Genomic DNA, 13527 nt, shown 5'->3' on the forward strand with positions numbered 1-13527 from the left:
TTTCCCGGTAGAGGGCGTGCAGGTTGTCCGGGTGGTGCCGCAGCTTGAGCTCCAGCCGGGGGCGGCGTTGGTGTTTGGCCAGGTGCATGTCCTCATCTTAAGGGAAAAACCTAGGGGGAGTTCTTATGAGCATAGGGCAGGCGCTTATTCAAAAAAAAGTAAGTTCCCGCCGTATAGGCCAGTCCACCGGCCACCAACCAGAACAGGCCCCAGCCAGACATGGCCTGCATCAGGGGTTGAATTGCGATTACGATCAGCCAGCCCATTGCCAGGTACAAAAGGGTTGAGGCCAGTTCGAAGCGTCCAGTAAAGAACAGTTTGAACACAATGCCCAACACCGCCAGACCCCATACCACCCCAAACAGGCTCCAGCCCCAGGGGCCGTTGAGGGTCACGAGGGTAAAGGGCGTATAGGTTCCGGCGATCAGGACATAGATCGCACAGTGATCAAGCACTTCCAGGCGGGCTTTGGCCTCCGAGCTCATGGCCCCGTGGTACACCGTGGAGGCCAGATACATCAAAATCAGGGCCGCGCTAAAAACACATGCGCCTACAATCTGCCAGGCGTTGCCGTGTAGTGCGGTAAAGGTGATGAGTACTGCGCAGGCCGCCGCGCTCGCCGCTGCCCCCAGGCCGTGGGTGAGGGTATTGAGCCATTCTTCTCTGCTGCGCACGGGATGGGTCGCTGGGTCAATCTGGGCCATGTAAGTTCCCCTGGGCCAGCATACGTGATGGGCGCCAGTAATGCAGACATCTATAGTATCTGGCTACGCAAGAAGGATAAAACCCAAACCGAGTTTGTCAAATGGCGGAAGGTCATCCTGGCTGGGCCGATGGCGCGATAACTACCAGTACAACCCCATGCCTAGCTCGTGCAGGGCCTGGTGTCGAGCTTTGTAGTTGGGCATGATCTGCTCGACCAGGGCCCAGAAGCGAGGGCTGTGGTTGAGCACCTTGAGGTGGGCCATCTCATGCACCACCACATAGTCCAGCACCGGCAAGGGCAGCATCACCAGCCGCCAGTTGAAACGTAACTCGCCCTTGGCGTTGCAACTCCCCCAGCGCTTTTTCTGGTTGCGGATGAGCACCTTGGGCATGCGCCAGCCCAGTTGATCGGCATAGTGCTGTACCCGGCGCGTAATTACCTCCTCGGCGCGGGCCTTGTACCATTCCTCGAGAATCTCCCGTACCTCTTTGGTGCTCTGCCTTGAGGAAGCATCGGCCTGTACATGTAAAACATTGCCTTTGAGGGCCACCGCTGCTTTGGGCCTGGTTCTGGGTAAAAAGTTAAAATCAAACAACTCGGGCTGCATCGAGGAACCGGGTTTGTGGCCCCCCCGCTTTGGGCGAGGGGATAAACCTTCGGACTGGATCTGAAGGCTCACCCGGCGGCCCAGGTACAAAAACTCTTCCCCACTGACAAATCGCTTTCGTGGCTCCAGGCGACTCTTGAATTCGGTGTGTTTTTCGGCAATCCAGCGGGCTTTGGTGTTTACCAGAGCGATAACCTGCTCGAGGGGCATACGTTTGGGGGCGGCGACCCGCACCCCTTGAACATCGATGGTAATTCCCACCGTCCGGCGGCGGGCACTGCGGCGGATGGTATAGCGAATGGTTTTGTTTTGGTAGTAAAGGGTAGCTTTCTCCGTGTCTGGCATCCGGTCTTAATCCTATCCAGAACACGCAAATCAGATGGTGAGATGAGGGCTTGCAAAATTAATCAAATGGCTATTTGTGAGAATGATTTTCTTTCATTTACATAACGTAACTCTTAATGTTGCGACTCAAGGAGCCAGCCGTTCAATTGTCCACCCCCCATCCGGCTGAAGGCGGTAGACCAGCCGGTCGTGCAGGCGGCTGGGGCGGCCCTGCCAGAACTCGAAGGTATCGGGCTTCAAGCGGTAGCCCCCCCAGTGGGCCGGGCGGGGTACGGTTTCGGGGTAGCGGGCCTTGAACTCGGCGATGCGCTCCTCCAGCACCTCGCGGCCGGCAATCACCTGGCTCTGGGGGCTGGCCGCCGAGCCAATCTGGCTGTCGTAGGGGCGGCTGGCAAAATATTCGTCGGACAGTTGCGGCTCTACTTTTTCAACCCGGCCCTCGATGCGCACCTGGCGCTCCATGGGGGGCCACCAGAAGTTAAGGCAGGCCCAGGGGTTGGCCTCGAGCTCTTGTCCCTTGCGGCTGTGGTAATTGCTGAAAAACACCAGGCCCCCCTCGTCCAGGCCCCGCAGCAGCACCACCCGGCTGCTGGGCCGTCCATTTGCGCCCACCGTGGAGAGGGTCATGCCGTGGGGTTCGTAGAGGTGGGTCTCGATGGCTTCCGAAAGCCAGCGCTCGAGCTGCCGAAAGGGGTTGGGATCGGCGTCCTGCTCGCTTAAGGTGCCATAGGTGTAGTCGCTGCGGAGGTCGCGGAGCATGCTTGTATTATGCCCCTATTCCAAATCAACTATGCGGTAATGCGCCGGTAATCTCCTGGGCCTAGCTTAGGGGCAAACATGGGGTGTGACCCCCTGGATTTGGGTCAGCTTCAGGTGCCGGGGGCCGCGCTAAAAAGGGGGGGCGGTGAGGTGATTTTATGGCACACGTGATCTGTGAGCCCTGTGTGGGGGCCAAGCACCGCGACTGCATCGCGGTATGCCCGGTGGACTGTATCCATCCTAAACTCGAGGAAGACCAGGGCGAGGTGATGCTTTTCATCAACCCCGATGAGTGCATAGACTGCGGCGCTTGCGTGCCGGCCTGTCCGGTAGCAGCCATTTTTATCGAGCAGGATGTGCCGCCCCAGTGGCAAGGCTACATCGAAAAGAACCGCGACTACTTCGCCCTGGACAGGGCCAGCTTCCAGGCCAAGTGGGGAATTCACGGCGAAATCAGGCCCTGAGCGTTGCTTGCTTCAGTTTGGTTGGGAGGGGCTAAAGCGCCATACCCCGCGACAGAACCAGTTGCACACGGTAAGGTAGGCCTCGAGTTACTCCCCTCGAGGGTGCACAATATAGCCCCCCGAGCGCTCGTCGCGCTCCAGGCGCAAAAGCCCCCGCCGCTGGGCTTCCTCCAACAAAGCGCTAAACGAACGGAAGCCGTAGGAGGCTTCGTTGAAGCCCGGCTTGCGCCGCTTGAGGGTTTGCTTGACCAACGAACTCAGGATGCGCTCCTCCTCGCCGCGCTCGGCTTGCAGGGCCATGAGGGTCTCGAGCACAAGTTGCAGGGCCTCCTGCTGTTGATCCTGGGGCTTCTCGGGGGTTTTGCTCTTGGGCGCTGGCCTGCTGGCTTTGACGGCCCGCTTTTGGGCCAGTTCCTCCTGGATCAAGTCATCGTAGAAGATGAACTCGTCGCAGGCCGCGGTCAACAGATCCGAGGTGGACTTTTTTACGCCTACTCCGATTACCAGCCGATTGTTTTCGCGCAGCTTGGACACCAGGGGCGAGAAGTCGGAGTCGCCGCTGATGATTACAAAAGTATCCACGTGGGACTTGGTATAGCAGAGGTCGAGGGCATCTACTACCAGCCTGATATCGGCCGAGTTCTTACCCGAGAGGCGGGTATGGGGAATCTCGATAAGCTCGAAGCCGGCTTCATGCATGGAGGCCTTGAACTCCTTGTAGCGCTCCCAGTCGCAATAGGCCTTGCGCACCACGATGCTGCCTTTGAGCAGAAGCCGCTCGAGGATTTTCTGGATGTCGAACTGGGGGTACTTGGCCTCCCGAACCCCCAGGGCAATGTTTTCGAAGTCGCAGAAAAGCGCCATGTTTTTGATATCGGATCGGCCTGCCATAGTTTCACCACGCGGTAGGGGAGTGTCCTGCTCAAGTATAGAGGCCAAGCGCTCTTTGTTACGGACTACGGGGGTTTGGCACACAGGCTCAGGTCTTGCATCCATTGGTAACGCCTTGGTAATTGAGCCGGTTCAAGCTAGAGGGGAGCCCGCGAAAGAGGTGGCTCCCCCGGAACCGACAAGCGAGGTTGATCATGGCGACGCCGCAAAACTTTCCGTCCAAAGCCGTTTATATTCCGCTGGAGAACCTGGTTGCGCTCGAGGGTGACCTCTGCGTCCCTCCCGGGGCGGAGGGGGTGGTTCTTTTCGCCCACGGCAGCGGCAGCAGTCGGCACAGCCCGCGCAACCGCTACATTGCCCAGGAATTGCAACAAGCCGGTCTGGCCACCTTACTCTTTGATTTGCTGACCCCTGAAGAAGAGCAACTGGACGAGTACACCCGTCGGTACCGCTTCGATATTGGCTTGCTGGCTGACCGCCTGGTGGCCTCGAGCGACTGGCTGGTCCACAATGCCCTCACCCGGCCCCTGGCACAGGCCTTTTTTGGGGCCAGCACCGGAGCTGCGGCAGCCCTGCTAGCAGCAGCCCGGCTTCCCACCCGGGTGCGGGCGGTGGTTTCTCGCGGAGGGCGGCCCGACCTGGCGGGCCAGGCCCTGGAAAAGGTCAGGGCGCCTACCCTGCTGATTGTGGGGGGCTGGGACGAGGAGGTACTACGGCTCAACCAGCAGGCCTTTGAGCGGCTCAGTTGCGAGAAAAAGCTGGTGGTGGTGCCTGGGGCCACCCACCTCTTCGAGGAGCCGGGGAAGCTCCAGGAGGTGGCTCGCCTGGCGCGGGACTGGTTGGCCCGGTATTTGGGCACCGAAAAGGGGGCCCACCATGCCTGAACCCCTCTTCTTGGAGGCCCATCGGCTGCCGGTGGAATCGCTGCGCAAAACCTGCGACGCCAGCCGCTTCAGCTTCCACACCACAGCGGAGCTACAACCCCTGCAAGACTTTTTCGGCCAGGCCCGGGCCATTCGGGCGGTGGAGTTTGGGCTAAAAATGCCCCACGAGGGCTACAACCTGTTCGCCCTGGGGCCCATGGGGGTGGGCAAGCTGAGCCTGGTGCGACACTTCACCCAGACAGAGGCCCGGCAAGAGCCCCCCGCTTCGGACTGGGTGTACGTGCACAACTTCCTCGAGCCCCATAAGCCCCAGGCCCTGGGCCTTCCCGCCGGGCGGGGCGCTCAGCTCAAAGCCAGCATGGAGCGCCTGGTAGACGAGCTACGGGTGGCCATTCCGGCGGCCTTCGAGAGCGAGGACTACCGCACCCGGCGACAGATTATCGACGAGGAACTCAAGCAGAAGCAGCAAGCCAGCTTCGACGCCCTCCAGGCCGAGGCCAACCAGCAGGGCATCGCCATCATCCGTACCCCCATGGGCATGGGGCTGGCCCCGGTGCGTGGGCGGGAAATCATCACCCCTGAAGAGTTCGAAAAGCTGCCGGAGGAGGAGCAAAAGCGCATCCAGGAGGCCATGGAAGTCCTTCATCAGAGGCTACAGGCTGTCCTGCAACAAGCCCCCCAGTGGGAAAGCGAGCGGCGCCAGAAAATCCGCGAACTCGGCCGCGAAGTAACCCGCCACGCCATTGCCCACCTGCTGAGCGGGGTGCGTGCGTCCTACCAGGACCTGCCCGAGGTACTGGGGTATCTGGAGGTAGTCGAGCAGGATCTGATTGAAAATGCGGAGCAGTTTCTGGCAAACCCCGGTGAGTCGGAGAACCCTTTGGAAGCAGCCCTGGGCAAGATGCTTGCCGACAGCCGCAGCTTTGACCGCTACCGGGTCAACCTGCTGGTGGACAACGCTGGCAGCCAGGGCGCCCCGGTAGTGGAGGAAGACTATCCTGCGCTCGCCAACCTGCTGGGCCGCATTGAGTACCGGGCCCAGTTTGGCAACCTGGTTACCGACTTTACCCTGATTCGCCCGGGAGCCCTCCACCGCGCCAACGGCGGCTACCTGATTCTGGATGCCCGGCGGGTGCTCTTGCAGCCGTATGCCTGGGAGGAACTCAAGCGGGCCCTGCGGGCCAAAGAGATCCAGATTCGCTCGGTGAGCGATGTGCTGGGCCTCAGCAGCACCGTAACCCTGCAACCTGCCCCCATTCCCCTGCGGGTGAAGGTGATTCTGCTGGGCGACCGGCTCTTGTACTACCTGCTCTCGGCCTACGACCCCGACTTCCTGGAGCTCTTTAAGGTGGCCGCCGATTTTGAAGAGGACCTAAAGCGCACCCCCGAGGGGGAAGAGGCCTACGCCCGCCTGGTTGCTTCGCTGGCCCAGCGCGAGCAGCTGAGGCCCCTGGATAGGGAGGCTGTGGCTCGAGTGATCGAGCACGGTTCGCGCCTGGCTGCCGATGCCCACAAACTCTCAGCCGCCCTCGAGGCCCTCCTTGACCTGCTGCGCGAGGCCGATCACTGGGCGGCCCAGGCGGGGCGCGCGGTCATGACTGCCCAGGACATCGAGCAGGCCGTAGCCCAGCAGGTCTACCGGGCCAGCCGCCTCAAGGAGCGCTTGCAGGAGGCGGTGCAGCGCGGCACCCTGCTGGTAGACACCAGCGGGGCCAAAGTGGGGCAGATCAACGGCCTCTCGGTGCTGTCTCTTGGGGGGTATAGTTTTGGCCACCCCACCCGCATTACCGCCCGGGTGCGGCTGGGTAAGGGCGAGGTGGTGGACATCGAGCGCGAGGTGGCGCTGGGCGGCCCCCTGCACTCCAAGGGGGTGCTGATTCTGGCCGGGTTCCTGGGCGAACGCTACGCCCGCGAACGGCCCCTCTCGCTCTCGGCCAGCCTGGTCTTTGAACAGTCTTACGGCGGGGTGGAAGGGGACAGCGCCTCCATGGCCGAGCTGTGCGCAATCCTCTCGGCCCTGGCCCAGGTGCCCATCCGCCAGGGGATTGCCATCACCGGCTCGGTCAACCAGCACGGCCAGGCCCAGCCCATCGGCGGGGTCAACGAGAAGATCGAGGGCTTCTTTGAGGTTTGCCGCGATGCGGGCCTGAACGGCGAACAGGGGGTGATTATCCCCCGCGCAAACATCCAGCACCTGATGCTGAACCTGGAGGTGGTGGAAGCGGTGAAAAAGGGGCAGTTCCATATCTGGGCTGTGAACAGCGTGGACGAGGCCCTTTCGATTTTGACCGGCCTCGAGGCTGGCGAGCGGGGCGCGGACGGACGCTTTCCCGAGGGCAGCCTGAACGCTCGGGTGGAGGCCCAACTGAAGGCCTTTGCCGAGCAGGTGCGGGCCTTTGCCGCTCCAGGGGGGAACCCATGAACCGCATCCGCCGGGTCATCCTGGCCCTGGACGTGGCCGCCCGCGACCAGGAAAGCATCGCCGCGGCGGTGGAGCTGGCCGCCCGGCTGGGGGCCGAGGTGCTGGGGCTTTTCCTGGAAGATCCCCGCCTGCTGCGCTGGGCCCGCCTGCCGGTTGCCCGCCAGGTAAGCCCCTGGGGGGGTGCTCTGGACGAGGGGCGCCTGGAGGCCCAGCTCAAAGCTCTGGCGGCCCAGGCCCAAGCCGAACTCGAGCAGGCCGCCCGGCGGCGGGGAGTGGCCTGGCAGGCCGAGGTGCTGCGGGACGAGCTTGAACGTACCCTCAGCGAAAAGGCCCTGCAAGAGGACTTGTGGGTAATTGGCACCGCTGGTCGGGTCATGGGCCTGGCGGTACCGACCCTGGCTACGCTGCGGCTGGTCCTGCCCCAGGCGGCACGGTGGGTTTTGTGGCAGCCCCGGGGAGGGGCCTTTCGGCATCCTATGGTGGTCTTGCACGCCCAGGCCAGCCACCCCGAGGCCCTGCTGGAGGCTGCTCGGGCCTGGATGGAGCACCCCGCCGAGCCCCTGACGGTGGTGATGCTGGGTGAAAACGGCCTCGGCTCGCTTGTGCAGAACTGGCAGGTGCGGCACGGGGTTCTGGTGCGGCCTGTGCACCTGCGGACAGCTACGCTGGAACAGCTGCTCGAGGTCTTTGTTCGCACCGGATGCGATGGTCTGGTGGTCGGGGCCGACCTGCCCCTGCTGGCCGGGGAGGGGCTGGAACAGCTGCTGGCCCGCTTACCGGGGCCGCTGCTGATGGTGCGATGAAAAACGCCGAAATTGCCCGTATTTTTCAGGAAATGGCCGAGATGCTGGCCTTCCTGGGCGAGAACCCCTTCCGGGTGCGGGCCTACGCCCAGGCCGCCCGCACCCTGGCCGACCTCGAGGCCCCCATCGAGGCGGTGGCGGCCCAGGGAACTGAGGCCCTGGAGGCCCTGCCCGCCATCGGCCCCGACCTGGCCGCCAAAATCCAGGAGTACCTGCACACTGGTGCCATCCAGGCCCACGCCCGGCTGGCCCAGCAGGTGCCCCAGGGCATCCTGGAGGTGCTGCGGGTGCCGGGGGTGGGGCCCAAGACCGCCAAACTGCTGTGGGACAGGCTGGGGGTGAACTCGCTGGAAACGCTGCAGGCCGCGCTGGCCTCGGGCCGGGTGCGGGGGCTGCCCGGTTTTGGCGAGAAAAAACGCCGGCATCTGCTGGAAAACCTGGCCCTGGCCGAAACCGCCGCCCAGCGCCGGCCCCTGGGCGCGGTGCTGGGGCAGGCCCGGGCCTTGCTTGAGCAAGTGCGGGCCCAGCCGGGGGTGGTGCAGGCCGAAGTCTGCGGCTCGCTCAGGCGCTACCGCGAGACGGTGGGCGACCTCGATTTTCTGATTGCCACCGAAAAGCCGGCCGAGGTGCTGGCGGCCCTGGTGCGCCTGCCGGGCATTGCCGATGTGGAGGCGGTAGGGGAGAACCGGGCCACGGTCTTTTTGCAGGGGGGCTTGCAGGTGGACTTCAAGACCGTGCCCCCGGCGGCCTGGGGTAGCGGCTTGCAGTACCTGACCGGCTCCAAAGCCCACAGCATCAAGCTGCGCACCCTGGCCCAGAAACAGGGCCTTAAGCTCAACGAATACGGGGTCTGGCGGGGGAAAGCCCGCCTGGCCGGCGAGGACGAGGAGGGGGTCTACCGGGCCCTGGGCCTGCCCTGGATACCGCCCCCCTTGCGGGAGGATAGCGGTGAAATCGAGGCGGCCCAGGGCGGGCGGCTGCCCCGGCTGGTCACCCTTCAGGAGATTCGTGGCGACCTCCAGGTGCACTCCAGGTGGTCGGACGGCAAGGCCAGTTTGCTCGAGCTGGCCCAGGCCGCAGCAAAGCTGGGCTATGAGTACCTGGCCGTCACCGACCACTCCCAGAGCCTCAAGGTGGCCCATGGGGTGCCGCTGGACAAAGTACAGGCCCGCCTGAAGGAGATACGCCAGGTCAACGAACAAACCGGCGGCAAGCCCTATTTGCTGGCCGGGGCCGAGGTGGAGGTTCTGGCCGATGGTTCCCTGGACTACCCCGAGAAAGTGCTGCGGGGGCTCGAGGTGGTGCTGGTGGCCGTGCACTCCCACTTCCACCTGAGCCGCGCCCAGCAGACTAAGCGCATCTTGCGGGCGCTGGAGCATCCCGCCGTACACATCCTGGCTCACCCCACCGCCCGCATGCTGGGGGTGCGCAAGGAGCTCGAGGCCGACTGGGAGAAGATTTTCCGGCGGGCCCAGGCCCTGGGGAAGGCCCTGGAAATAGACGGATACTACGACCGCATGGACCTGCCCGATACCCTGGCCCGCCAGGCTGGCGGAATGGGCCTCCTTTTTTCCCTCTCCACCGATGCCCACCAGCTCGATCACCTGCGCTTCATGGAGCTGGCGGTGGGTACGGCCCAGCGGGCCTGGTTGGGGCCTCAGCAGATTCTCAACACCCGCTCCCTGGCGGCCCTTCTGGACTGGCTTCGGGCGGTGCGGGGGTAATGGGCCGGTAACGCCGAAGGCCCAATCTGATATGGATGGAAGGCATGGTTTCCCTTTGCCTGACCGGCGACCTGATGCTGGGCCGGCTGGTGAACGAGGCTCTGCTGCGCTACGGGCCAGCCTATCCCTTTGGCAACGTGCTGGACGAGTTTTGCCGGGCCGACTTGCGGCTGGTGAACCTCGAGTGTGTCATCTCGGACCGGGGCCGCCCCTTTAGCCGCTGGGAAAAGGCTTTTCACTTCCGCGCCCATCCCCAGGCCCTGAGGGCGCTCCAACTGGCCCGCATAGACTGCGTGGTGCTGGCCAACAACCACGTGCTGGACTACGAGGAGGAAGCCTTCCTGCAGATGCTGGAACTGCTTCAGGGGGCCCACATTCCCTACGTGGGGGCCGGGCGTAACCTGCTCGAGGCCCGCCGCCCGGTGCTTTTGCCAACCCAAAGCGGCCCGGTGGGGGTGGTGGCCTTCACCGACAACGAACCGGGCTGGAAGGCGGGCCCCCACACCCCCGGCACCCACTACCTGCCCGTAGCGCCGGAATCGCTGCCGGTGCTAAAGGAGCAGATTGGCCAGGCCCGCGCCCAGGGGGCCCGCTGGGTGGTGGTCTCGGCCCACTGGGGGCCCAACATGCGCTTGCGTCCTCCGCCCCACTTCCGGGCGTTTGCCCATGCGCTTATAGAGGCTGGGGCCGACGTGTTCCACGGGCACAGCGCCCATGTTTTCCAGGGCCTCGAGGTCTACCGGGGGAAGCCCATCCTCTACGACTGCGGCGAGTTTGTGGACGACTACGCGGTAGACCCGGTGCTGCGCAACGACTGGGGCCTTTTATACCGGGTGGAGCTCGAGGAAAAACGCATTGGGAAAGTGGAGCTAATGCCCCTCTACATTGATAACTGCCAGGTCAACCTGGCTACCGGCCCTACCTGGGAGGCCATTGCAGAACGGATGCAAATGCTCTCGGCGGAACTGGGTACCCCGGTCTCGCGCGAAGGTACGCGATTGTGGGTAACCTGCTAGAGGAGGCCACCATGCGCCAGCGTTCGCATCATCCCCGGGCCCCTACCCCCTACTGGGCGGAAGCGTTGGAGGGCCTTTGGACTCGGCTGAAAAGCCAACCCGATGGACTAAACCCTGCTGAGGCCCGTCGCCGCTTGCAACAGTGGGGTCCCAATACCCTGCAAGCCCAGCGGCGCACCACGGCCCTGGCGGTTTTGCTGGCCCAGTTCAAGAGCCCCCTGGTGCTGATGCTGGTCTTTGCGGCCTCGGTCTCGGCACTGGTGCAGGAATGGCTGGATGCCTTCATTGTGCTCCTGATAGTGCTGGGCAGCGCTTTGCTTTCTTTCGTGCAGGAGTACAGCGCCAGCCGGGCGGTGGAGAAGCTACTGGCCAGGGTTCAGGTTCGGGTTTGGCTGCTGCGCGGGGGCCAGACCCTGCACCTCCCCGCCGAGGAGGTAGTTCCGGGCGATGTGGTGCTGCTCTCGGCGGGCAGCCTGATTCCTGCCGATGGTCGGGTGCTCGAGGCCAAGGACTTCTTCGTCAGTCAGGCGGCCCTCACCGGTGAGACCTTCCCGGTAGAGAAGCGCCCAGGGGTGGTGCCACCGGAAGCCAGCCTGAGCGAGCGCACCAACTGCGTTTTCATGGGTACCAGCGTGCGTAGCGGTACCGCCCGCATGCTGGTGGTCGAGACCGGGGCCAGCACGGCTTTTGGAAAGATTGCCGACCGGCTGGCCCTACGCCCCCCCGAGACCGAGTTCGAGCGGGGGATTCGGCAGTTCGGCTTTTTGCTGACCCAGGTCATGTTGCTGATGGTGCTACTGGTTTTTGCGGTCAACGTGTTTGGCGAGAAGCCCCCCATCGACTCGCTGCTTTTTGCCATTGCGCTGGCGGTGGGCCTGACCCCCGAACTGCTGCCAGCCATCATCGGGGTGAACCTGGCCAAGGGCGCCCAGCGCATGGCCCGCCACGGGGTAATTGTGCGCCGCTTGAGCGCCATCGAGAACCTGGGCAGCATGGACGTGCTCTGCACCGACAAAACCGGCACCCTGACCGAGGGGGTGGTACGGCTGGACGGTGCGCTGGACTCGGGGGGGCGGCCCTCATCCCAGGTCCTGCGACAGGCTTTCTGGAACGCTTACTTCCAGACCGGGCTGGCCAACCCCCTCGACCAGGCCATTGTGGAGGCGGCTTCCCGGGCGGGCCTGGATGCCGCCCAGGTGGAAAAAGTGGACGAGATTCCCTACGACTTCGGCCGCAAGCGCCTGAGCGTGGTGATGGAGCAGTCAGGAGCGCGGATGCTGGTGAGCAAAGGGGCCCTGGAGCAAATCCTCGAGGTCTGCACCGACCTCGAGGAGGAAGGCCAGGTTCGGCCTCTGGACGACGCCGATCTCGAGCGCCTCGAGGCGCTCTACAGCCATTACAGCGAGCAGGGCTACCGGGTGCTGGGGTTGGCCTGTAAGCCGGTCTCTACCCAGCAGGCCGTCTTTACCCGCGATGATGAGCAAGACCTTACCTTCCAGGGGTTTTTGCTCTTCTTCGACCCCCCCAAAGCGGGTGTGCAGGACACCCTGACCCAACTGGCCCGCCTGGGCGTGAACCTCAAGATCATTACCGGGGACAACCGCAAGGTGGCAGCCCACCTGGCCGCGCAGGTGGGGATGGAGGTGCGGGGGCTACTGACCGGGCGGGAGCTCGCCACCCTCCCCGACGAAGCCCTTTGGCACCAGGCCGAGCGCTGCAACCTGTTTGTGGAGGTAGACCCTACTCAGAAGGAGCGCCTGATTCTGGCCCTGCAAAAAACCGGCCACGTGGTGGGCTATATGGGCGATGGCATCAACGATGCCCCAGCCCTGCACGCAGCCGATGTGGGCATCTCGGTGGATCAGGCGGTGGACGTGGCTAAAGAAGCCGCCGACCTGGTGCTGCTCGAGTCCGACCTGGATGTCCTGCGGGAAGGCATCGAAGAAGGGCGCAAGACCTTCGCCAACACCCTAAAGTACATCTTCACCACCACCAGCGCCAACTTCGGCAACATGTTCAGTATGGCCGGGGCCTCGGCTTTTTTGCCCTTCTTGCCCCTGCTGGCCAAGCAAATTCTGCTCAACAACTTTCTCTCCGACCTACCGGCGGTGGGCCTGGCTACCGATAATGTAGACCGCGAATGGCTGGAAAAACCCCACCGCCTGGATATGCGCTTCATTCGCAATTTTATGGTGGTATTTGGCCTGATCAGCTCGGTCTTCGACTACCTGACCTTTGGCTTGCTGCTGTGGGTTTTTCGTGCCAGTCCGGAGCAGTTTCGCACCGGCTGGTTCATGGAATCCCTGCTCACCGAGCTCTTGGTAGCGCTGGTCGTGCGTACCCGCCGTCCCTTCTTCCAGAGCCGACCCGGTCGCCTGTTGCTTTGGTCTACCCTGCTGCTGACCGTGCTGGCCGTGCTGATGCCGTATCTCCCTTTTAGCGATGTTTTTGGTTTGGTGCCCTTGCCCTACCCACTGCTGCTGGGGCTCCTGGGCCTGACCTTGCTGTACGTTTTGCTGGTGGAGTGGGTCAAGGGGGTTTTCTACCAGCGTTTCTCGAGCCGGGTTTAGGCGATCCTGTAAGATGCAAATATCCTTTGCTGGCCGAGCCTTATTGCGCAGCCATATAGATTTCTATTTATACCGGATTCAAAAAGACAGTCTAACAAAACAAAAAAAACACCAGAGGCTGTCTTTTTGAATCCTAGAGCTCACCCCTCCCGAACGGTCGGCGAAGAAAGCGTCTCCCTTCCAAGGGGCGGTATCGCCCTCCGCTACGCGGATAACTTCGGTCGGGTTAGTTTGTCACCAAAGGGTGACGAACTAACCGAATCTGGTAATCCTGAAAGTCTTTTCGTCTTCACCCTGCCTGGCCCATCGTTTGGCTTACTTCCTCTGGATTGCTCC

11 protein-coding genes and 1 pseudogene are annotated in these 13527 nt (G+C 63.2%); 7 read left to right on the forward strand and 5 right to left on the reverse strand.

Annotated features, from left to right (window positions below; genetic code table 11):
* The 4 genes and pseudogenes from Mhypo_RS18545 to pdxH all read right to left on the reverse strand — a co-directional run.
* Window positions 1-88 (reverse strand): annotated as a pseudogene (locus tag Mhypo_RS18545) (transposase); the annotation flags it as partial.
* Between the two features lie 22 nt (window positions 89-110).
* A complete protein-coding gene (gene trhA, locus Mhypo_RS09915; RefSeq protein WP_119341137.1) occupies window positions 111-704 on the reverse strand; it encodes a PAQR family membrane homeostasis protein TrhA in 594 nt (197 codons plus the stop codon).
* A 141-nt stretch (window positions 705-845) separates the two neighbouring features.
* A complete protein-coding gene (locus tag Mhypo_RS09920) occupies window positions 846-1658 on the reverse strand; it encodes a M48 family metallopeptidase (RefSeq protein ID WP_119341138.1) in 813 nt (270 codons plus the stop codon).
* A 126-nt stretch (window positions 1659-1784) separates the two neighbouring features.
* Complete coding sequence (pdxH, locus tag Mhypo_RS09925; RefSeq protein ID WP_119341139.1) at window positions 1785-2417, reverse strand: pyridoxamine 5'-phosphate oxidase; 633 nt, start codon at window positions 2415-2417, stop codon at window positions 1785-1787.
* A 158-nt stretch (window positions 2418-2575) separates the two neighbouring features.
* Between pdxH and Mhypo_RS09930 the strand changes: the two genes are divergently transcribed.
* Complete coding sequence (locus tag Mhypo_RS09930) at window positions 2576-2881, forward strand: 4Fe-4S dicluster domain-containing protein (RefSeq protein ID WP_119341140.1); 306 nt, start codon at window positions 2576-2578, stop codon at window positions 2879-2881.
* A gap of 87 nt (window positions 2882-2968) precedes the next feature.
* On the opposite strand, the gene Mhypo_RS09935 is transcribed toward Mhypo_RS09930, so the two are convergent.
* Window positions 2969-3772 (reverse strand): NYN domain-containing protein, encoded by an 804-nt coding sequence (locus Mhypo_RS09935; protein ID WP_119341141.1) that lies wholly within the window; start codon window positions 3770-3772, stop codon window positions 2969-2971.
* Between the two features lie 194 nt (window positions 3773-3966).
* Here Mhypo_RS09935 and Mhypo_RS09940 point away from each other — a divergent pair, with 194 nt between their 5' ends.
* From Mhypo_RS09940 to mgtA, 6 genes are read left to right on the forward strand one after another with little or no spacing between them, the layout of a single operon-like run.
* Window positions 3967-4656, forward strand: coding sequence for a dienelactone hydrolase family protein (locus Mhypo_RS09940; RefSeq protein ID WP_119341142.1), 690 nt, complete (start codon window positions 3967-3969; stop codon window positions 4654-4656).
* Complete coding sequence (locus tag Mhypo_RS09945; protein WP_119341143.1) at window positions 4649-7078, forward strand: Lon protease family protein; 2430 nt, start codon at window positions 4649-4651, stop codon at window positions 7076-7078. The genes Mhypo_RS09940 and Mhypo_RS09945 overlap by 8 nt, the downstream gene beginning before the upstream one ends.
* Window positions 7075-7881, forward strand: coding sequence for a hypothetical protein (locus tag Mhypo_RS09950; RefSeq protein ID WP_119341144.1), 807 nt, complete (start codon window positions 7075-7077; stop codon window positions 7879-7881). Before Mhypo_RS09945 ends, Mhypo_RS09950 begins: the two co-directional genes overlap by 4 nt.
* The gene (gene polX / locus Mhypo_RS09955; RefSeq protein ID WP_119341145.1) at window positions 7878-9605 is read left to right on the forward strand and encodes a DNA polymerase/3'-5' exonuclease PolX; all 1728 of its coding nucleotides are present in this window, start codon (window positions 7878-7880) and stop codon (window positions 9603-9605) included. Before Mhypo_RS09950 ends, polX begins: the two co-directional genes overlap by 4 nt.
* 35 nt (window positions 9606-9640) lie before the next feature.
* The gene (locus tag Mhypo_RS09960) at window positions 9641-10621 is read left to right on the forward strand and encodes a CapA family protein (RefSeq protein ID WP_206074912.1); all 981 of its coding nucleotides are present in this window, start codon (window positions 9641-9643) and stop codon (window positions 10619-10621) included.
* Between the two features lie 11 nt (window positions 10622-10632).
* A complete protein-coding gene (gene mgtA, locus Mhypo_RS09965) occupies window positions 10633-13191 on the forward strand; it encodes a magnesium-translocating P-type ATPase (RefSeq protein WP_119341146.1) in 2559 nt (852 codons plus the stop codon).
* Window positions 13192-13527: the final 336 nt, after the last annotated feature.

Source organism: Meiothermus hypogaeus (assembly GCF_003574035.1).
GTDB classification, from domain to species: Bacteria; Deinococcota; Deinococci; order Deinococcales; family Thermaceae; genus Meiothermus; species Meiothermus hypogaeus.